Genomic DNA, 19,228 nt, shown 5'->3' with positions numbered 1-19,228 from the left:
AAGCCCAAGCAGATATGGGCCACGGCATGGCTAGGCATGAGAGAAACAGCCTTAATCGACGCCGCCTCGGCCGCCGCAAGACGCGCGGCGCCGTCATCTGTCATAAAGGAGGCTGCGAGCGACGCGTCGACGGTCGCCATGCCCACCAGCGCACCGACGTCGTATGGGTGGAGCTCCAGTACTCGTTGGAAAAAGCCGCGCGCTCGGTCGAGATTTTCTCGCGTCGTGCCTTTGTTTAAGCAAGCACGTCCCAGGAAATTCAAGTCTATTGTGTCAGGATGCTGCATTCGCTCCGCACGTCGTGCCTCAACTGCAACAAGCTGCACGTTTAAAGTATTGGCCAGCCTCGATACAATTTCGTGTTGCATTTCGAAAAGGTCGGCAACAGGCTTGTCGAACCGGTCGGCCCATAGATGACTCCCTGTTTGGGCGTCGATGAGCTGTACGCTCACTCTCAACAGCTTATTGGCCCGCTGCACAGATCCCTCCAGCACATAGCGGACATTCAACTCACGCCCGACCTGTTTGACGTCGAGGGCCTTGCCCTTGAAGGTGAACGCGGTATTGCGAGCGATCACGAAGAAGTCGTTGATGCGGGAGAGGTCTGCAGTCAGATTTTCTGGTGACGCCATCCACGAAATAGTCCTGCTCCAAATCGCCGCCGAGATTGGTGAATGGCAACACGACGATGGAGAGACGCGGTGGTGAAGCCGGGCACGTTAGGTTCTCGCTGCCTTGCTCTAAAGGTGCAACCGGTCTTGTCGAGATTTCATCTCCTTCCCGAACCGAGCCCACGAAGCGGAAGCCCTTGCGCGGGAGCGTCTTTATCAGATGCTGTTTCTCACCAGTGTCGCCGATTGCGCTCCGAGCGGCGTTCATGCGGGTCGTCAGCGCGGCGTCGGAAACGATACGTCCGTTCCAAACGGCGTTGATAAGGTCGTCTTTGCTGACGACCCGCTCCCGGTTCCGGATCAGGTAATCAAGCAGATCGAACACCTTAGGTGTGACAACAATCACTTCCGTTGCGCGGTAAAGCTCGCGCCGATCGGAATCTAATGCGTAATCCTCAAAAAGATAACGCAAGTGGCCAATCCTTTTCGGCGGCACCACGCCCGCCAGGAGCGCGAAGAATAAGCTGCCGGTGAGGAAAATGTAAGCCAGCTGTTAAGCGCGCGAGCGGATGTGCTGGCAATTTTCGCTTGGTGAATCAGCCCAACTTGGACTCACTGCCATGAGCACGATCCACGCGACCACTGGGATCCGACCGGCAACTGGAAGGCGGCAGTATTACAGTCCCCTCGAAGCATATTGGGATGCGTTTCGTGAGTGGCGCAAACGCGAGAGGCTGCGAACCCAGCTATGCCGGCTGACGGACAGCGAGCTTATGGACATTGGTATCACGCGCGGTGAGATCGACTTCGTCACCTCGAACCCATCCATCGACCCAACCATCTTTCGTTCATCCTAGCTCGGCAATCGGCGATAGGCGTGCTCACTGTCACTACGATAGGCAGTCTGTTTGTATCCCGGCGAGATACCACTCGCGCCGTCTGGTCGCTGACGATTGCTTTTACGACGCAGCGCAAAGCCAAGAACTTGGATGTACGAACAAGTTTTCAGCAGAATTTCGATCGATGGTCAAACTCCTGGCGGTCATTGCAATCATCTTGGCAATCCTGGCGATGGCCCGGGGGCCGCAGAATCAATTTGTCCCACTGCCAACGGGGCCGCTGCCAGCGCCGCTTATTCCCTGAGTTCGCCGACGGTGCACACTTACCAATTGGTCGCTGGCGCACAGGTCGGCTCTTGGCCCGGAGCGGTCTGTGAGGCAGCGCGGAGCGCGTCTGCTCTGCCCCGAAGTCAGACGTCGACTTGTTCTGCTATCGCGAGGGCATCGTCGACCTCGATGCCGAGATATCGAACGGTGCTCTCGATCTTAGTATGCCTGGAAGCAGCTGTACGGCTCGCAGGTTGCCGGTTCGGCGATATATTAAGGTCGCCTTGGTCCGGCGAAGGGAATGCGTCCCGAACAGATGCGGGTCCAATCCGATGTCGGCGAGCCAGCGGGATAGGAGGCGGGCATACTGGCGGGTCGTCATATGTCCACTCAGCCGCCGGCCAGTGAACAGGTATTCTCCCGACCTCCTGCCTGCAACCCGCAGGTAATCGTCGATTACCTGCCGGGTCGATTCAGTCAGTTCGAATTTGACTGGCCGGCCAGCAGTTAATACCCGCAATAGGTAGGCCAGTGCCACGTCCGCTCGTGGCCCGCGCGACTGACTTGCCCTCTTAGCCCCACACGGTCCGCTTCCGACGGCTGAGCGGAAGGCCACCGTGGACACTTCGACGCCTGCCTTTGACCCCAAGCGGACATCGTTGCGTCGCGAGAGCCGCACTGCGCGGCGACAGTAGTGCCCCCAATGGTAGTCAATGCCATTCAAGCTGTGCCTCGCGCAGCTGCCATCTGTCGCGCCGCTTTCTCTTGTGCGAGAGCTGCTTCCAGCCGCGAGATGCTTCCCTGGAGTCGCTGGTTGTTTTCCAGGAGACGCTGGCTGGTCAGGAGGAGGATATGGTATCCGAATTGCTGATCACTCTGAAAATAGATTTCAAGCAACCTTTCATAGGTTATGGTCAGGACTTGGCCGTCTTCTATGCACTCGATCGTCGCGGTTCGCCGGTTATCGGGTGTGAGGAAGCCAAGTTCTCCCATGAAGCGCCCTGGCGGAAGCTCGACCCCGATTTCTATGACGAGAAACTTCCCGGTGGCGATGAGGAACATTTCCGTAGCGGAATCACCCTTCCTGAAGAGTATGTCGCCTCGGCGATATCTACGTTCGGTCATGAATGGTTTGAGCCATTCCATCGACCTGTCGCCCCGCGTCGCGTTACGTGCTTTCTTAACGAGCTTGAGCAGTTGACGGAGGCGAACGGCATTGACTGGCAACAGCAGCAGATAAAGCAGAAAGGTGGCGACGCTTCCGGAAAGCGCGCAAGAAATTGCGAAGAATGTACAGCCGACCATATTCGCGACCCGCAGCGGCACCATTCTCTGCATCAGCAAGGTAGCGACAAAGAATATGGCGCCAACCAAGGCGAACATGTTGGCGAGCGTGATATTAGCCAACACAATTTCAAACAGCCGATTAAACAGTGCGTCGTAGGTGATGTTGTCGGGATCAAGTCCCATTTGAACGAGGATCTTTGCGATCCTGAAATTGTCGGCCGCTGTATTAAGTATGCGGTCTAGAATTGTCGAAAAATCTGCATTGGAATTCATCGGATCACCCCTATGCAAACATTCGGTTTTGTGGGAATTCGCGGATACGTGATAGTCGAAGTCGGACAGCACAAGCGGTATTGATCCACGTTCAATATTACCCGGCGCGGTTGTTTTTGGTGATCACAGGCGCGTGGCCGGTAGCGTGTCAACGCTCAGACCGGGCGGGGCTCCGGGGGGCTTCGTCCCGCGATACATAAAGCCGTTCCTAGCCCGTAGCCGAATTCCTTTGAGCCGCCGAGAAGGCCATTCTCAGGGAAGGAGCCCGACCTGACGAACTGAGCGGCCGGACCGCCGCTTGTGAACCAGAGCAGAAGTCGGCCTCCACATAGATCAATTATCGAACCAACACCTAATCGGCTCGCTTCCTACAATTAGCTCGGACAGCGCGGATGGAAAGGAGCGCTGAAATGCAAGCTCTCTTTGGCACTTCCGTTCAAGCAAGTACGCAAAGGATATCGCTAAGATGATCGATGCAACGCCGGCAAAGAAAGGCCACCGTTCGCCGCTCATGGAGCACTCCGTAGCAGGAGGGTTGGCAATCAATCCCACGGCCTTGGTTTAAATTCACCGCTTTCATACTGCCCCCGGGCGGCCTCGTCAGATGTGAATTGGTTCACGTCCCGCCAAATGTTTTGGCTCGCCTGTTCGCTCAACCTGAGCGGTCCCCCTCTGCGACGGCCGCAAGTGGCCCATCGCTGCCGCATGCCACGGCCAAGGATATGTCGGCTGTCGGGGATAGATCGGACCTAACCTAAGCGGGCCCAAACCGTCGCGATTGACCCAAAGCCGACATTCGTCACATGCAGCTTGGCAAAGTGTTAGGTAACGAGAGTGTAGCGCTTGCTTGTGACTTGAAAGCGGTCGTACTGTGCCAAAATCCATTAAAATTCTGCTTATTGTCTTGTCGGTGGTGGCGGCTGTTCCGGCCGGACTTTTCGCAGCGCTCTGGATTTGGTTTTCCTACGAGACGGCTAAGGTTGATCGATTTTATCACGACAATCGCTTGTTTGGTGCGATGCGGGAAGTCGAGAAACAAAGCACAAACGACTCCGCATCCGCACGCGACGCAATGTTGAAAATGATACCTCTCGGCACAGGTAAGGATACAGTCATCGCGTTTCTTCGCAACGAGGGACTGGGATGTCGGGCTAAGGCCGAGCCAGTCACGAACATCGAACCACAAAAGCGCCTACTCGAAGGTCACGTAACCGCCGATAGTCTGACAAAGAAGGAATGGTTGGAGTGTCAGGCAATGACTCCTAACGTCATGGGCTACAAGCAATGGATCGTAAGCTTGGAATTTGACGCCGAGAAGCATTTGAGCGATGCACGTGTCGCGATCTGGAACATATTCTTGTAGTAGCAAATCGATCCGCTCCGACCTTTCCTACTTCCGCTTACGGCCCATAGCTGACCAACACGGCGTTGCCCGTTGAGGGCCGCTTTTGACTCCTTTCAGACGTTTGTCGGATTCGGTTTCGTGCCGCGTTAACACAACCCGGTTATACGAGCCACCACGCTCCGAACGGATCGCCTTTCTTGCGAGGCAGTGACCTAATGAAACGCATTTTTACGTTTCTCATAGTCGGGCCGCTGCTTATGGGCGGCGTGCTCGACTTTCTGTTTGGGTCGACGAGTGCTCTTGGTTGGTTGGGCTTCCGTTCTTGAGCGTTTTGGTTGCGTTTCCAAGTGCGGTTGTCGATTACTCTTTGGAAGGGCGACGCTGGCAGCTCGCTCTCGTTACAGCGTCCGGCATTGTTGGATCGTCTCTGGCGGGCTTCTCTTCCCAAAGCCATCTATTTTTGATCGCCGCTGCTGGAGGTGTCTCGATGGCGTTCTGTTCTTGGATGACCAATCAGAGCTGGTCCCCAGAACACAGGGCGTGATCAGGGCCGCATCCTTAGCGTTCACTTCCGCTTGTGGCCCATTTGAGACCCTCCACTGCACGCTGAGAGTGTCCGCTGGGCGCGGCCGACCGGAAGTTAAAGCCGCAGGATGACGCGCTTGCCCAAAGCGGCCCCAGCGCTGACCTATTTCGCATTCGTAGCGGGCCCAGTACAGCTCTATAAATCAGCAGATTGGGCCCGACGCGTTCGAACTAAATCGAACCGTTCTTCGTGACGTGCAAGCGACGAACGTAATACCCTTGTCGCTGAACGGTTGACCTAATCTCGTCGCTTACTTTGAGAATTCTTTTTCTGCTCTTGCGCCACTTATTTGCAGAGTAAGCCCCGGGTATCGCGGACCCTGTGTTTAGAACGAGCAAATCTCGCTTCCCATTGCGATAGACATCAAACACTTTTCGCCCCCGCTGCGATTGTCAAAGCAAATACGAAATATGTTTCGGTCATTCTGATCGATCAGCTTACAACTCCGAACGGCTGTGCGGGTTGCAAATGGGCAACGCTCCGCGACTTTTGCTTGAAAACCTGCCAAACGGCGAACGCCGTCGAAGGTCCTTATGATTGTGGTCCCGGGAGGCGAGCGTTTTGCGAATGTTCTAAAACGGACGATTGGTGTTCCTTGAGGGGAGTGCCATGAAAGATATGGAAACTTCCATCTGAAGCACGCCATTGTAGCGCTCGTCGACATTGGCTGGGGGCGTTAATTGTGGATTAAATATTATCTAAGCCGCGCGGACCTCTCGGAGGGTGGAAATGTCAGAACAAGATGACGATCGGCGGGAATTTCTGAAGACCTGCGGCAAGTTCGCCGTTGTACCCCCCTACCATCACAGCATTGCTGTCGACGTCCCTGACTAGCACAGCCATCGCCAGCTCCGGAGGCCGGATGGTCCAACGGCAATAACGGTTATGGCAGTGGCGGCGGCGACGGCAGCCCCAACGGCAAAGAAGATAAGGATCGCTGAGACGCAGCGGGACGGCAAGCTGGGCGCTTTGCCGATTGCGAAGTTTTCCCGATCCCCTACCGGACTGAATGTTTTGAGATTCAAGCGCAGCTTTTACCAGCTCCCCCGCCTTACCAATCAGGTCATCCAACCACCCGCCGATATCAGCGGCAGTCGACTTGAACTGTGCAGCTAGTTGCGCAGAGGACTGTTTCCACGCTCGGTCGAATGCAGCAGCCTTGGCGACTGTGGCACCAGCGATCACGGCGCCAGCCGCTTCCGCTCCCTGCGCGATATCCTCAAACGACTTGCTTCCGTTCCGAAGAGCCTCAACCCAACTCTCGGAGAGCCCGAGCATTTGAGCCGCCTTCGTCTTCTCGGGCATCGAACCGAATTTGTTGATCAGATCGCCGGCAATAACAGAAGCTGGCTCAGACTGATAACCTGGCCGTTGCGGTCCTTGTACTTGATGTTGTTGGCATCAAGCAGCTTCGTCAGCGAGTTTTCATTTTCCTTGGCGTCGGCCAGCAGTGAGGCGAACTTGCGCAGATAGGTAACAAACTCCTGCGAAGAAACACCGCCCTGCCCTGCAGCAAATTGGATCTGCTGGAAGCGCTTCGCAGTGAGGCCGGTAAATTCGGCGTTCTTCTGCAGGTCAGCAAGTTCGCTATTGACCTTGGTAAGCGCAGCAAGGAGCCCGCCAACCAAGCCGGTAACGCCGGCAGCGGCAACGCCGAGAGTCGCGAACCCACCCGCCGTTGAGTTTAGCAAACGACTGCTCAATGCGGTCAATCGCATCATCCGCCATGTCGCCAGCTTGATTCAGATCACTTTGGAATTGGTCCAGCTTCGCGCCGAGTTGAACTACCAAGTCGTTTGCCATTGGTTTCCTATTGGTGAATGCGCGCTACGTAACGTCGCGCGGGTTTTCGTATCGCGACTGGTGTGTTAGACCGCGCTCCTCACCATTGAAGGAGCGCGTTTTGGCTAAGAAGACCAAGAAGACTGTTCGCCGTGAGTGGACCAAGGAAGACATCAAAGAATTGAAGGCACACTCGAAGGCGCGGACGCCGGTTGTAAAAATTGCTAAGATGACTAAGCGAACTGAAGGCGCACTACGTCAGAAGGCGATTGTCCTGGAGATCGGGCTAGGGCATCAGAGGTGATATGAGGGAGCTAATAAGCTCCACTTCTTACGAAGGTCGCGCCTCGCGCGTTCTACCGCATACGTCGACCGCAAATGCACCTCTGCGGCTTTCTCAAAGGAACATCAGAGGGGGCTAATGCTTGAATCGACGCCGGCTCGTCCCCGGAGCCGGCGGAGCGGCCCCGGCCCATAACCCCAGCCCCCTGCCAGCCGGGGCCGTCTCTCCGCACCGAGTGGTAGTATCGGAGTAAGCGTATGCGTCAGTCGCCCTCGATTGTCCCCCTGGATCGGCTAGACCGCGACATCTATTTGGTTCTGGAAGACTTCGGCGCACATGCCGGCTGCGCGTGGCGCGAGACCGACGAGCAAGACACCGATCGTGACACCGTCATTCGCGATCTGCTCTCCGGCCAATACGCCTATCCCGTCCGAATTGTCGCGTTGAACGCCATCGAGGGTTGGTCCCGCGATGCCACCGGGGACATTGCAGATGCGTTGGCCGAACGTGCTGCTCGGGAACGGTTGGACCTGACGCCAGCGCTTGAAGCCTTCGTTCAAGCTAACGCGAGCCGCCCTTTTACACTGCAGCTCGCATTGCCGTTGCGCGGCGCCGCTTGAGCCGGATCAGCGGATTCGCAGGTTCTCCGCGGAGTCCTTGCCGCGATTGTTCACGACGTCAAAGCTGACTTTTGCGCCCTCGGCGAGAGAGGTAAATCCAGCCTTCTCGACTGCCGAGATGTGAACAAAGACGTCCTTGCCGCCAGAATCCGGCTGAATGAACCCATATCCCTTTGTCGGGTTGAACCACTTAACTGTCCCCATAGCCACTTTGAATTCTCCATTTTCTAAAAAGCAAAGCTAGTGCCTGAATTTCGACAAAAGAAAGGCTGGTCCAGCCCGCCTTCACGCGGGGGCGCCGCCAACGACCTCGTCCGGCCAACGCTTCAGCAGCTAGATCCGGATCTCGTCAGCATCGACCTGCGTGTGTTGCGCGAAGCCTGACCAGCCCGCCGATCGTCACGCTACCGAACGTTCCTGCATTGGGACGGCTACGCCAGCGCGGGCATCCTCAACTAAGATCGACACCGCGATCGGAGCGTTCGGAATAGTTTGAGGTGCGCCTTCGAGATGAACACCGCCAGGAGTCATTCGGTGAAACGCGCGCACCGCGTCCGCCGCTTCGTGCAAGGTGACGTCGGACGCCAACGCAATCACGAGATCGATTACTTGGTCTTCGTCCAGATCTGGTGCAGCGGTCCGTAGGCCTGTCGGCAGGAGGCCGTTTTCCTGCAATCGTCTGCTAACGCCGCCGCTGCGACTGCGAGGGAATTGTAGGTGACGCTCGACAACGTCGAGCACGGTGGTGTGTTTGGCCATAGCGGGCCGCTCTCCTTTCAGAGATAAGAGATCGCGCTTGCGACTAGGTGATTTAAAAACGAGCCGCCAAGCGGCTCACGGCACTGGGCCGGAAAAATGGGCGACGCCGGTAGTGGGCCGGCGCGCCAAAATCTGCACGTCACGTCGGGATCAACATCCCTTCATGTCAATACGGTCCCACTTGAAGGCAGGGACGCGCGTCGACGAAAAAGCAGGCTGCTAGTTCAGAAACTTCACAGCGATATGGCGCGCATCCCGCCATACAACCGAGCAATCAATATCCAAGCCAGTACTTGGAACGCGCAGGCCGAAAGCCGCGGGCACGAAAGGCGCGTTATCGATCTGGACTATGGCAGAGCAATTCGTGAGGTGGCGGACCTTGCACCGCAGAGGACTGCCGTCGACCAAGATCTGCGCAGCATAGACATTACGTCGCCGCTCGTTCGCCACGTCTCGCCGTCCCCCGCTTATAACGCGGGGTGATGTTGATCGGCGATTCCAGTCTCAAATGAGGCTGGACCATGGTTTCATTGTTAGGCTGCCAGCTTTTTCTCCATCGAAGCCAACGCAGCCAAAGCATTGTCTTGAGCGCGCACAGCCCTCCTCTCCCCAGCCTTGCCATCGCCCCAGCCGTTCGCGGCGCCAATCTCGCGCGCGGTCCGACCGTCTAAGCTGGCTTCCAATACCCCGAGATGATCGCCGAGCGCAGCGGCAATGTGTGGCGGTCTAGCGTGGAAATAAGGGCGTCCTCCGGGCCACAAGCCGGTCCATCGAAGCTGCCCTTGGTCGCGGTATTGTTGCGGTGCTGCCGATATCCCAGAAAACTCTGCGCCGCGAGCAATAACCGTCTGACAGCGTTCAGCGAGCGCGAGCCCAGTGTTGTTTCGAGCCGCGGCGAACGGGGCGCGAGAGCCCAGACCAGCACGGTCTATCTCAACTCTGCGATTATCATTACACGCACACAGGGCCTGCGCCCAATGGGCCGCCCGAAACCGGCTGTAATCCTCGCCTTCGGAGCCGCGCTCCACATAACCTGATCGCTCCGTAAAACCGCCCGGTTTCTTTGGCGAGGTGTGCAGCCGATGTCGGCAGCGTCGTCCCACCCTTAGGCCCGTCCTTCAGATACCTATCGGCAATCTTCGTGATATGTTCACAGGAGGCGCGCCGTGATTGGTCTCTGGTTCATCGGCTCTGTTCTGCTGCTGATTGCGGCCGCTGTGCTTGGCCTCCTGGCGATCGTCGTGAAAGGTCAGCAACACGATCCTGGGATCGAATAGCGCGTTCTCCACTCCCGCGACCGGAACGACGCGCGCTCATTATTGATGCCGCAAAAAAAGGCCCTAGCACAACCCGCCGGCGCCGTTGGAGGCCTCGACAGTAATGGGGTGGTGCCGAGGTCCCCTAAGCTCTAGGAAAATTCGGCAATCGGGTCTGTATCCCTTTGGACATAAGCGGCGCCCTTGATCGCGCTCTCTTTGCTTTTCCACACCCACGATGGGAAGTAGGTCACGGATCTTCCGAGCCCCTACAAATCGATAATTTGCGAGCTACTTACGATGCCGCTTTGATGACGGCATGCCTCGCCGTGTCCGACGCCACACGCCCACGCACGCTGACGGTCGCCCGCTGAAGATCACGTTCCGCGAGATGCGAGAAATGGGCTTGAGCGGCGTCCTGGTCTACTGCCATTGCGGGCACCACGTTGCGATCAATGCGGACAGTTGGCCCGATGAAATCCGGCTGTCAGATCTCGAGCCGCGGTTCGTGTGCCAGGGCTGCGGTGCTCGCGGCGCCGACATTCGCCCCGACTTTGATCGTGGTGATGGACGACTTGCCATCGTGGGCTACCGGACTATCGATCAACTGAGATCGAAATCAGAGGTGCAAACCGATAATAAAACGGATGGCGAAGAAGGAGCCAACGGCGACGACTGCCGTCGCACTAAGCGCGAAAAGGACTCTCCAAGTCTCGTCCAACCGACGCCTCGTACAGATAAAACTCCCGTAGCGGCCCCAGCATCAGGCCGGGGGGCATGATGATGCTGGGGCCTCCGGACAGGCTCCTGCCTCGTGGGATTGAGGCCGTCACCGCCAACATAAGCACATCTCCGACCTGCTGTTCCTTCCATTTCCCAACATTCCCGGAGTGTGTCCAAACTCCCACAGCTCTGCCGGGAAACAGAAAAGGCGCAGAAGCCGCTCTGGCACGACCCCTGCGGCCTATGCCGCGACGTTCCGCACGATCGGCGCGGCACGTCTTCTTACTAGCATAACCGGCAGCCGGTGTGCTGTGGCCGGCCCGTTTTGGTAATTGGGCTTGTGGCCAACAAAAACGGCGGCCCCAGCAGGGGGAACTGCCGGGGCCGATGGGGATTGCTCCGGCTCAAGGGCTGGGTTGGGAGACCGAAGCAAAGGCATAATCCGCGGGATTGCCACTTGTTCCCGACTGGAAAGCGCGTGGCGAAATCTATCTTCGGTGGCATGCGTATGGCGTACGAGCTCTGCCTTGCTACCGCCGCCAAGCAGGTCCCGCCCGGGCCGGATTGGATCCACGAAAGTAAAGCACGACGGCTACCGGATGCTGGTCATCCGGGAGGATACCCGAATGCGCCTGCTTTCCCGCAACGGCACCGACTGGACCAAAAGCTACCCCTGGATTGCCGAAGCGGCGCTGAAGAACCGGCAGAAGCGCTTTGTGATCGATGGCGAGGCCGTCATTCTTGGGGTGGACGGCATCAGCGACTTCAACGCGCTGCACAGCCGGCAATTCGACCACGAGGTGCAGCTCTATGCCTTCAATGGGCGGCGGCGACGACTTGCGCTCCTTGCCCCTCCACCTGCGCAAAGCAAATCTGCAGCAGCTGCTAGCGCGCCGACCAGACGGGATCAGCGTGGCACCGTTCGAACGAGGCGAGATCGGGCCTGACCTATTCCGCGCTGCTTGCCGCATGGGCCTTGAGGGGCTGGTTTCGAAGCACCGCGATCGGCCGCACCGAGGGGGTCGGCAGAAGCATACGCGAGCGGAAAGATGTCGCCGCTGTTGCTCGCAGGGCCGGCAGCGGAGCAACGAAAGGAGCGACCGAAGCCGCTCGTCCCGTGTTGACCGATCTTACGCTGTGCGCCCAACGTGCCGTGCCGCCAATCTCTCGCAGCATCCCGGCCAAGGTCAGGCAGTTAAGTCCAAAAATGCGAAAGCGTCATTGTCCGCTTCGGTTCAAGCTGCGAAAAACTCAGGCTGAGCAATCAGGTCAGCTCTAATGTAATGCCGGACTTTCGTCCGCCGATGCTCAATTCGCAGAAGGGCCAGAAGGCGGCACCTCTGCCACCGAAGGGCGCGCTCACATTTTTGATCAAGGCGGGAATGAGAACTGCCTTGTGGTCGAGCTCCGCGATGAAAGAGGCTGCGCGTTCTGAACGGCCGGGGGCGACAGCGCTGGGTTGAGCTTGCGTCGGGCGGGCTCGATCTCGCCCGTTTGCTGAGCGAGACCACGCCCTGCTCCGCTAGCCGGCGGCCTTAGACCGGCCCCGTTGCCGCGATTCGCTCATTGGCTTCCGAGGGAGCACACTACTGTTGGGCCGTAGCTCGATTGAGCTTCCGGTTTCCGTTGGCTTGCTTCAGAAACGTCACGCCGGCCTCCGTACCGTTCACCCAGGCCACCTCACATCGCCCGTAAGCCAATCCGGTCGCGGAAAGCACGAGAAAGAACTCTTTCGGAGGCAGACCGTGATCTGAGGCGTCAACAATGAGCCTCGCCCCAGTATCAGACACGTCTTTGACAGTGCAGGCCCGCTGCCAAGAACCGTCAAACGCCATAATGTTGGCGGTAAAGGGACGGGCGAATTCGATTCGCCGTGCTCCTCGTTTGTTCGGCTTCACTCTGTCGTCCTCTGCAGGCTGGCCAGAGATGGAGCGAGGCGCGGCGCATCGGCAGCGCGACTGGCGGTAGTCGAACTGACCACTGTGCAGTTCCTGCCTCGCTTCTTGACATGGTAAAGAGCGATGTCAGCGTCGCTGAGTAATGTGAATTCATCGGACGTGGCGTGGTTTTTTTGCGCCACGCCGACGCTAACAGCCACGCGAGAAGTTGGTGACCGAGGGTGACGAATCTTCAGACGCTGAACCAACAGTCGAATGGCATCGGCGACCCTCGCTGCTTTCTCCTCAGTGCCCCCTGGGAGTATTACTGCGAACTCCTCCCCACCATAACGCGCCGAGAAGCCTCTCGTATTCGCCGTTGCGCGGCCAATCACTTCAGCAACCTGTTGCAGGCATGCATCACTCGCTGGATGGCCCAAACCGTCGTTGAATTCCTTGAAGTGGTCGATGTCGATAAGGAGAACCGAGACAACATCATGCGCAGCGTAGGCATCTCGCAAAAATGCATCGAAGCTGCGCCGGTTTGCCAGTTTGGTTAGCCCGTCCGTCATTGCGAGCTGGGCCGACTTCAAGTTCGCCTTGGACAATTCGTCTTCCATCTCCTTCTGCTTCGTGACATCCCCGAGGACGCCCACAATCTCCGCATCGGCCGAAGAGAAACGCTCAGCGATCTTGAAGTGGGCCTCTAACCACACGATAGAACCAGTCGCGCGCCGCATCCGGAAGCGCACGGACGGAGAGGCCGCCTCCTCCTTCATTGCTTACTCGCATCGATCACTCTATCACGATCATCTTCGTGGACGACATCGAGGCACAATCTGCAGAGAAAGGCATCTTCACAAGTATCCAGCACGGTAACCACGGAAGGCGACACGTAGCGAACGTATCCTTTTTTATCCATAACGATCACGATGTCGGCGATGTTGTCCTCGAGGAGCCGGAAGCGCGCCTCTCGTTCTTGCAAGGAGCGTTCGACCCTCGCACCGAACCGTAATTGGGCGTTCAGCAGGCATGCAACTCCAACGACCACTGCCAAAAGTATCCCAGCAATCAGAGCGTCGGAGGCAAGATCAGTGCGCCAGCTCTCCAAAACTTCAGCCTCCGACTTGGCCACGGTGACGACCAAAGGGTGGTTTGAAGTCTGCTCGTAACCGACGTACTTGATCAGACCATCGAACGGAGATGTGATCTGTAGAACCCGGAGGCGCTTTCGCCTATGCGTTGCTGGAAGAGAGACGTATCGCCAATTGTTCGGACACTCTTAGCCGCCGGCCAGCGCACCAACAGAGTGCCGTCGCTCTTCAAGATGCTGATCCCGCCCTGGGTGCCCAAGTTGAATGAGCTGAAGAACGAACTGAAGAACTCGCAGTGCGAGGCAGGCTATGACGCCTCTACCACCGGGCGAAGAAATTCTCACTGTCGGCATCATGAGCCTCACTGTCCTAATCGAGGTTGCGCTTTTCGCCTCGATCGGGATGTTCTGATAGACGCGCGCGGCGGGTTGGCCGGGAGGACAACTCAATCCCGGCCAAAATTTTAATCCCGGGCCAAAATTTTTGCATCGTTCCCGCAACACGGACCTACCCGCAACGGAACCAATTTTCATCGAACACAATTGTCTTGTCGTCAGCGATGGGAGGATCATCGCCATGAGGATCAAATATCTCTCCGCGATTGTAATAGCTGTTCTTGCCGCTGGTGCCGGGATGGCCGTCAATTCTCTCGGTTCGCTGCCTACCGAAACGCAGTCCACGCCGAACATGCAAGTGGCAAACCGACTAGCTGCCTCGGTTGATCCATTCTTGCTTCGGTACGGTGGCTAATAGGCGGCGTTGCAGCCAACGGTGCTTGCATCCAGTGGTAATTCATTTCGCGCTGTGGTTGGATTTTTATTCGCGCAGCAGCGATCTTGAGTTGTTTGACGAAGTTTTGCTGAAATAGAAGGCTGCTATGCTAGATTTTAGGTAACTAGCCCTGTTCCGTTTTTGCACCGATAAGCAAGTTAGCTGATCATCCTTTGAAGTTTGACGCAGCCTGTGGATGGGCTCACATCGGGCAGCATCGCTGGGGCTTAGAAACTCGGAATATCTCATAGCGATACTCAAACGATGGGGGCCCCATGCCCGCCATATTCAACCTGCTCTATCGCGAATACTGCCGCGCCCGCCTCGCTGAAATGCGGAAACAGCTTCTGATTGCCAGACAAAGTCCTGAAGGCTTGCAAGCCGATTATGTTCGGGATAGCGTTTGCAGGACAGACACGCAGCATGAAATCAATTACGGCGCGCCGAATTGAAGCGGCCGCGAGACATGGACTCTCCTTGACGCCGTTGCGGTCGTCCCTGACCATTTTCGTTTTGCTGGCTCTCGGGGTCTGGTAGGCGGCGCACGGGTGCGGCGCTTGCGTCATGGCTACTCTGGCTGCGCTTGGGCACAGGCAAATGCGACAGCCGGAAATTTCAAGTATGTCCTTAGTCCCGCAGAGGCGCGGAGACGATACGCTGGCATGGAAAGCACTTGTAGACCCGTACAGCCTGCCGATCCACGATTGCGCGCAACGCTCCTACCGGTACCATTTCACGTCATTTTTTCGCAGACAGGAGGTGGCGGGGCGTTACAGTCGGCTCGATTCATGCGACTAAGCGCATACCCGAAGCCGGGACCGGCGAACACTTGGGAAAATACGGGTGGCAGAAGCCGCGGTTGGCACTTCAGCTATTGAGGGGAAACCGGACGGCGGACGTCGCTTGCTTTTGCCGCCGCTTTTTGACCCCAAGCGGACCTTGCTCGCCGCCGCCCCGCAAATGCAGCTTTGCCGCTCACACAGTCTTATGACAAAGTGCTAGATTGTTCGCGCTCCGGCGTGATCCTTGGAGGGCACATGCGACGGCGGGAGTTCATCGCGGGTACGGCGATCACCGCAGCCCTGAGCTTCGCAAAGCCTGTTTACGCTCAGACTGATGCTCGGTCGCCGGGCATAAAACGGATCGCGATTGTCCATACCGCCGAAAAGCCCGAGGGAATGACTATCAACGGTCGCCTGACGTTCAAAGCCTATTTTGGGGAGTTGAAGAGGCTTGGCTATGTCGAAGGACAAAACCTGCTCGTGGACCGGTATTCGGCGCTCGGTCAGTCCGACCACTATGGAGACTTGGCTCGCACAATCGTTGCCAGTCATCCTGATTTGATCATCTCGCTCTCCGGCCCGATTGCACGCCAGTTGAAGCCCCTGACCACTACAATTCCAATATTAGTTAGCAGCGGTGACCCGGTCGCCGGCGGAGTCGTGACGAACCTGGCCAGACCGGATAAAAATATCACTGGAGTGAGTGTTGATGCGGGATTGGGAGTATACGACAAGCGTCTGCAATTCCTTAGCGAGACGGTGCGAAACCTACGCAATGTGCGGGTGCTCATTCCTTCATCTGCGACGATGTTTTGGGAAACGGGTCTCGCACCCCTCCGAGAAGCCGCAGGCCGGGTTGGTATTCGGATTGCCGCTGTATTGCTCAGCGAGAAGCTCGACGGAGCAGCGTATGAGCGGGTCTTCGATGAAATGGAAACAGACCGCGTTGACGGTCTCATGGTTGCGCATCAGGGCGAACACCTTACGAACCGTCAACTAATCGCTGATCTAGCCGCCAAACACCGTCTGCCTGCTGTCTACCCTCATCGCGAATTCGTCGATGTGGGCGGTCTGCTGAGTTACGGCACTGACCTTGGGGACGCCATGCGTCGTCTTGCAGATATGACCGATCAAGTGATGAAAGGCGCAAAACCGGCTGGCATCCCGTTTTACCAGCAAACCAAATTCGAGCTGGTGCTCAATCGAACAACGGCAAAGTCGCTTGGGCTGGAATTTCCGGTGAGTTTGTTGGCTGTCGCCGACGAGGTGATCGAATAGCGCTTCATATCTGCTGCAGCGGCACTGGAGGCGGGCTTAGCGAGCTGCAAGTTTCAAGGATTGGGCGCAAGCCGGTTTGATTTTAGCATACGGCGCTGACACCCGAGATCTCTTTCGCAGACCAGCTGGTTTCGTTGACAAGATTATCAAAGGAGCAAAAGCCCGCCGAACCGCCTGTCGAACAACCAATCGAGTTTGAACTGGTCGTCAATTGCCAAACTGCCGGAGCGCTCGGTCTGACCGTGCCACCGTCCGTGCTCGCCCGTGCCGACGAGATAATCGAATGAGCTCTGCGTTGCATGAGTCCGTTAGTGGCCCATCAGCGCAGTTGAGACACCTGAGTTCCGCTTAGCGGGTCGGTACGGACTTTGATTGCTCAGGCCAAGTTTTCGCATTATGACCCAGAGCCGAAATGGGCTAGTTTCACTTACGTATGTGGATTGCGGAGGCAAAGCCTACGAGCTAGAGCGGCCCCAAAGCTTGTCGTGGGACTGACAGAAAAGAAAAGGCCGCCCATAGGCGGCTAGTTCAGACCTTCTTCTACTTACTTCTTGAGGGCGTCAGCGGCGTCCCGCGCGGCGTCCTTCACGTCTCCCGCAGCGTTATGGGCGGAGCCCTTTGCCTTATCCATCTTGCCTTCGGCTTCCAGGTCCTTGTCTCCGGTAAGCTTGCCGGCACCCTCTTTGATCGCGCCCTTTGTCTTGTCGGCGGCGCCCTTCACATGTTCACGGTCCATGATCGTTATCCTTTCTTGTCCGGAAGACGAGCACAACGAAACCGTTGCGCGGTCGTTCCTACGAGACGCGGTGCCGCCGTTGCGCACTAAGACTTGGCTGTAGCGGCGGATGAAGAACACAGATTGCACTCTGTGCTGCTTACTACTGCGTGAGATGTGTCAACGCAGCAGTCACAAGTTTTCATCAGTAGGGCGGAAATGTTCGGGGCTGCGCACATTGATCAAGCGGCGGGGCTAGATGGAGAAACAGCCATGCGATACCTATCGGCAGCTCCTTGTCGCACTTCCAATGATGTCGATACCTGCTGCCGCCCAGCAGCAAACGGAGACGACGTCTCAATCCGGTGTTGCTCAAAACGTGCAAACTCAAGTCGATAAGGGCATTAAGATCCGCGATTCCGGCGAATCCGGCTATGTTGGCAACCAGGACCGGCCTGGCTCGGCTTCTCACGCACCGGGAGAGCCAACGAGCACGAGCGGGGCGACAACTGGTAGCAGTGCCGCCCGGCAATCCATCAAACATCAATAGTTCGCAGGCCGACTACAACGCTTCCTTGAGGGACGGCTCCGCGTCGAAGAAAGAAATAGCCTTCGAGGACCGCCTTAGAAAATGAGATCGCCCGCGATCTGCCAGCGGCACAGGGAGTGAACCCGCAAGAACGCTCGGCGGGTTTCTTTGTTTGAGCAGGGCGTTTGCCTCTTTTGGAGATGTCGGCTGTTGGCCCATCGCTTCCGCTCCTCGTTCCGTTTGCTGCTAACCCAAAGCGGAAAACGACCGTTCAACCGACCTCGTCACGCCTTGAGCACATGCCCCTGGCCGCCAGTCCTAACTGTCAATCCTGCGAAGTCGAAGGGCCGGGTGCGTCTGTTTGATGACTAGGGCAACCTCCAGCCCCGCATTATTCAGCGCCTCAACGATTAACTACCCCAGCAGCTTAGCGTCTTCACTCGCGATCCGAGCGGTGGAATGATCTTTGAAGAAGTCGCAAACTGTTGCTGCGATGATGGTGTTGATTTGGTGGGTGCCATGCATTTGATGCTCCCCGAGACCTCGCCACTTTCAGAACAGGAGCGTAACCTTGATAAGCTATCGTAATTCGGAAGCGAAAATTTCAGGCGGATCGGAAGTCACTGCTGGGCAACTACGTGCTTCCTCGCAACTTGACGCTTTTCAACAGTGCTTGCTTTGTCGAGTTCAACTTCCTTCTGGATAGCCGCCAGGGAATTGCCGATCTTGCTCACAATCTTGGCTAGGTCAGCTTGCGATATGCCGAGCCTCCTTTTTGGATCTCACCTGCTTTACATCCGCTAGATCGAGCGTCGTACGGATCGGATGTCGCGGCCTGGAACACAGCATCAAGAGACTCCCACCGCCCTCACCGGCGCAATGTTCTCGCCCCAACCTCACGGAAAGGGCGTGCAGGCGATAACTATCCTGTCAGTTTGCAATGCGAGCTTCGAGGGGACAAGCGTCCAAAGGTAGCTGGGCGCTTTTTAGCAACCCAATGGTCGACGGGCCCGCCCGCTTACCAGCGAAGGTGGTGCCTCCAGCCGTAGTGGTGGCCACGGCCTCTGCCCCAACCGTAGTGATGCCCTCGGCCGCCACGGCGCCCCCAGCCATGACCGTGCCCAATTTTGACCGGGAGCGCGCTAGAATCGGACGCGCCAATCGCATCCGGTGTTGCCGCGGGCATCGCCGACGCGGAGGACGTTACAAATGAAGCAAGGGCAATCGCAAAACCGGACAAGCCGACCCACTTCATCCATTTCCCTCCTACGATAAGTGAACCGAGCGCCCGTATGGCCGCTGGTTGTTTCAGATGCTCTAATGAGGGAAACGGGAAAAAGTTGCAACGAAAGATGTTGGAGCGTCACAAGGTGACCCAGGAGCAACTCCCTGTACTCCGAAAGTCTATCACCTGATGACCCAATGCTGCCGCCGACTACCGAAGTTCAGGTGCATCCTTGGGGTCACGCTGCTCCAACGCAGTGCTTGCTTAGCGAAGCTATCGGCTTTCCGGAATTTAGCATCGCGTAAAGCGGGCACGCCGCGCGAGCT

18 protein-coding genes and 2 pseudogenes are annotated in these 19,228 nt (G+C 57.2%); 7 read left to right on the top strand and 13 right to left on the bottom strand.

Features of this window, described 5'->3' with window-relative positions; translation table 11 throughout:
* Positions 1–510 precede the first annotated feature (510 nt).
* Positions 511–1,083 carry a winged helix-turn-helix domain-containing protein gene (locus GGD65_RS41280; protein ID WP_409362398.1) on the bottom strand — a complete coding sequence of 191 codons (573 nt, stop codon included), beginning with the start codon at positions 1,081–1,083 and terminating at the stop codon, positions 511–513.
* Between the two features lie 97 nt (positions 1,084–1,180).
* Between GGD65_RS41280 and GGD65_RS40900 the strand changes: the two genes are divergently transcribed.
* Complete coding sequence (locus tag GGD65_RS40900) at positions 1,181–1,468, top strand: DUF1127 domain-containing protein (protein WP_312017765.1); 288 nt, start codon at positions 1,181–1,183, stop codon at positions 1,466–1,468.
* Between the two features lie 392 nt (positions 1,469–1,860).
* Here GGD65_RS40900 and GGD65_RS34990 read toward each other — a convergent pair.
* Positions 1,861–2,225, bottom strand: a pseudogene (locus GGD65_RS34990) (tyrosine-type recombinase/integrase); the annotation flags it as partial.
* A gap of 212 nt (positions 2,226–2,437) precedes the next feature.
* A complete protein-coding gene (locus GGD65_RS34985) occupies positions 2,438–3,277 on the bottom strand; it encodes a Crp/Fnr family transcriptional regulator (protein WP_018321070.1) in 840 nt (279 codons plus the stop codon).
* Between the two features lie 871 nt (positions 3,278–4,148).
* Between GGD65_RS34985 and GGD65_RS34980 the strand changes: the two genes are divergently transcribed.
* Complete coding sequence (locus GGD65_RS34980; protein ID WP_183238187.1) at positions 4,149–4,640, top strand: hypothetical protein; 492 nt, start codon at positions 4,149–4,151, stop codon at positions 4,638–4,640.
* Between the two features lie 738 nt (positions 4,641–5,378).
* On the opposite strand, the gene GGD65_RS41275 is transcribed toward GGD65_RS34980, so the two are convergent.
* On the bottom strand, positions 5,379–5,579 hold the full coding sequence (locus tag GGD65_RS41275; protein WP_018321073.1) for a hypothetical protein: 201 nt from the start codon (positions 5,577–5,579) through the stop codon (positions 5,379–5,381).
* Positions 5,580–5,937: 358 nt separating this feature from the next.
* Here GGD65_RS41275 and GGD65_RS40585 point away from each other — a divergent pair.
* A pseudogene (locus tag GGD65_RS40585) lies at positions 5,938–6,149 on the top strand (hypothetical protein).
* Between the two features lie 381 nt (positions 6,150–6,530).
* On the opposite strand, the gene GGD65_RS34970 reads toward GGD65_RS40585, so the two are convergent.
* On the bottom strand, positions 6,531–6,920 hold the full coding sequence (locus GGD65_RS34970) for a hypothetical protein (RefSeq protein ID WP_183238185.1): 390 nt from the start codon (positions 6,918–6,920) through the stop codon (positions 6,531–6,533).
* Positions 6,921–7,111: 191 nt separating this feature from the next.
* Here GGD65_RS34970 and GGD65_RS34965 point away from each other — a divergent pair, with 191 nt between their 5' ends.
* Both GGD65_RS34965 and GGD65_RS34960 read left to right on the top strand, forming a co-directional pair.
* A complete protein-coding gene (locus GGD65_RS34965) occupies positions 7,112–7,294 on the top strand; it encodes a hypothetical protein (RefSeq protein WP_183238184.1) in 183 nt (60 codons plus the stop codon).
* Positions 7,295–7,530: 236 nt separating this feature from the next.
* The gene (locus tag GGD65_RS34960; protein WP_183238183.1) at positions 7,531–7,893 is read left to right on the top strand and encodes a hypothetical protein; all 363 of its coding nucleotides are present in this window, start codon (positions 7,531–7,533) and stop codon (positions 7,891–7,893) included.
* 6 nt (positions 7,894–7,899) lie between these two features.
* On the opposite strand, the gene GGD65_RS34955 is transcribed toward GGD65_RS34960, so the two are convergent.
* Positions 7,900–8,103, bottom strand: coding sequence for a cold-shock protein (locus tag GGD65_RS34955; RefSeq protein ID WP_018321078.1), 204 nt, complete (start codon positions 8,101–8,103; stop codon positions 7,900–7,902).
* 189 nt (positions 8,104–8,292) lie between these two features.
* The gene (locus GGD65_RS34950) at positions 8,293–8,652 is read right to left on the bottom strand and encodes a hypothetical protein (RefSeq protein ID WP_246783519.1); all 360 of its coding nucleotides are present in this window, start codon (positions 8,650–8,652) and stop codon (positions 8,293–8,295) included.
* 2,605 nt (positions 8,653–11,257) lie between these two features.
* Between GGD65_RS34950 and GGD65_RS41045 the strand changes: the two genes are divergently transcribed.
* Positions 11,258–11,578: a hypothetical protein gene (locus GGD65_RS41045; RefSeq protein WP_312014219.1), complete on the top strand. Its 321-nt coding sequence runs from the start codon at positions 11,258–11,260 to the stop codon at positions 11,576–11,578.
* 639 nt (positions 11,579–12,217) lie between these two features.
* Here GGD65_RS41045 and GGD65_RS40575 read toward each other — a convergent pair.
* The 5 genes from GGD65_RS40575 to GGD65_RS34925 form a co-directional block, all read right to left on the bottom strand.
* Positions 12,218–12,529, bottom strand: a complete 312-nt coding sequence (locus tag GGD65_RS40575; RefSeq protein WP_183238182.1) for a PilZ domain-containing protein — start codon at positions 12,527–12,529, stop codon at positions 12,218–12,220.
* Entirely contained in the window at positions 12,526–13,287 is a 762-nt protein-coding gene (locus GGD65_RS34935) for a GGDEF domain-containing protein (protein WP_183238181.1), read from the bottom strand. Before GGD65_RS34935 ends, GGD65_RS40575 begins: the two co-directional genes overlap by 4 nt.
* Positions 13,284–13,643, bottom strand: a complete 360-nt coding sequence (locus GGD65_RS34930; RefSeq protein WP_183238180.1) for a PAS domain-containing protein — start codon at positions 13,641–13,643, stop codon at positions 13,284–13,286. Before GGD65_RS34930 ends, GGD65_RS34935 begins: the two co-directional genes overlap by 4 nt.
* A gap of 50 nt (positions 13,644–13,693) precedes the next feature.
* Positions 13,694–13,834 carry a hypothetical protein gene (locus GGD65_RS41270; RefSeq protein WP_409362779.1) on the bottom strand — a complete coding sequence of 47 codons (141 nt, stop codon included), beginning with the start codon at positions 13,832–13,834 and terminating at the stop codon, positions 13,694–13,696.
* 796 nt (positions 13,835–14,630) lie between these two features.
* Complete coding sequence (locus GGD65_RS34925) at positions 14,631–14,939, bottom strand: hypothetical protein (RefSeq protein ID WP_183238179.1); 309 nt, start codon at positions 14,937–14,939, stop codon at positions 14,631–14,633.
* A gap of 471 nt (positions 14,940–15,410) precedes the next feature.
* On the opposite strand from GGD65_RS34925, the gene GGD65_RS34920 reads away from it, so the two are divergent.
* On the top strand, positions 15,411–16,433 hold the full coding sequence (locus GGD65_RS34920; protein WP_183238178.1) for an ABC transporter substrate-binding protein: 1,023 nt from the start codon (positions 15,411–15,413) through the stop codon (positions 16,431–16,433).
* A gap of 544 nt (positions 16,434–16,977) precedes the next feature.
* Here GGD65_RS34920 and GGD65_RS34915 read toward each other — a convergent pair.
* Positions 16,978–17,169, bottom strand: coding sequence for a CsbD family protein (locus GGD65_RS34915; RefSeq protein ID WP_026202761.1), 192 nt, complete (start codon positions 17,167–17,169; stop codon positions 16,978–16,980).
* Between the last annotated feature and the right edge of the window lie 2,059 nt (positions 17,170–19,228).

This window comes from Bradyrhizobium sp. CIR18 (assembly GCF_014198295.1).
Taxonomy (GTDB): domain Bacteria; phylum Pseudomonadota; class Alphaproteobacteria; order Rhizobiales; family Xanthobacteraceae; genus Bradyrhizobium.
The sequence above is the reverse complement of the archived record's forward strand: the minus strand, read 5'-3'. Positions and strand labels throughout refer to the sequence as shown.

Coding starts and splice junctions, on each gene's coding strand:
- GGD65_RS41045 (WP_312014219.1), top strand. CDS start 11,258: ATGCGCCTGCTTTCCCGCAACGGCACCGACTGGACCAAAAGCTACCCC.
- GGD65_RS34920 (WP_183238178.1), top strand. CDS start 15,411: ATGCGACGGCGGGAGTTCATCGCGGGTACGGCGATCACCGCAGCCCTG.
- GGD65_RS34985 (WP_018321070.1), bottom strand. CDS start 3,277: ATGAATTCCAATGCAGATTTTTCGACAATTCTAGACCGCATACTTAAT.
- GGD65_RS34950 (WP_246783519.1), bottom strand. CDS start 8,652: ATGGCCAAACACACCACCGTGCTCGACGTTGTCGAGCGTCACCTACAA.
- GGD65_RS34960 (WP_183238183.1), top strand. CDS start 7,531: ATGCGTCAGTCGCCCTCGATTGTCCCCCTGGATCGGCTAGACCGCGAC.
- GGD65_RS40900 (WP_312017765.1), top strand. CDS start 1,181: ATGTGCTGGCAATTTTCGCTTGGTGAATCAGCCCAACTTGGACTCACT.
- GGD65_RS34915 (WP_026202761.1), bottom strand. CDS start 17,169: ATGGACCGTGAACATGTGAAGGGCGCCGCCGACAAGACAAAGGGCGCG.
- GGD65_RS34925 (WP_183238179.1), bottom strand. CDS start 14,939: ATGACGCAAGCGCCGCACCCGTGCGCCGCCTACCAGACCCCGAGAGCC.
- GGD65_RS34935 (WP_183238181.1), bottom strand. CDS start 13,287: ATGAAGGAGGAGGCGGCCTCTCCGTCCGTGCGCTTCCGGATGCGGCGC.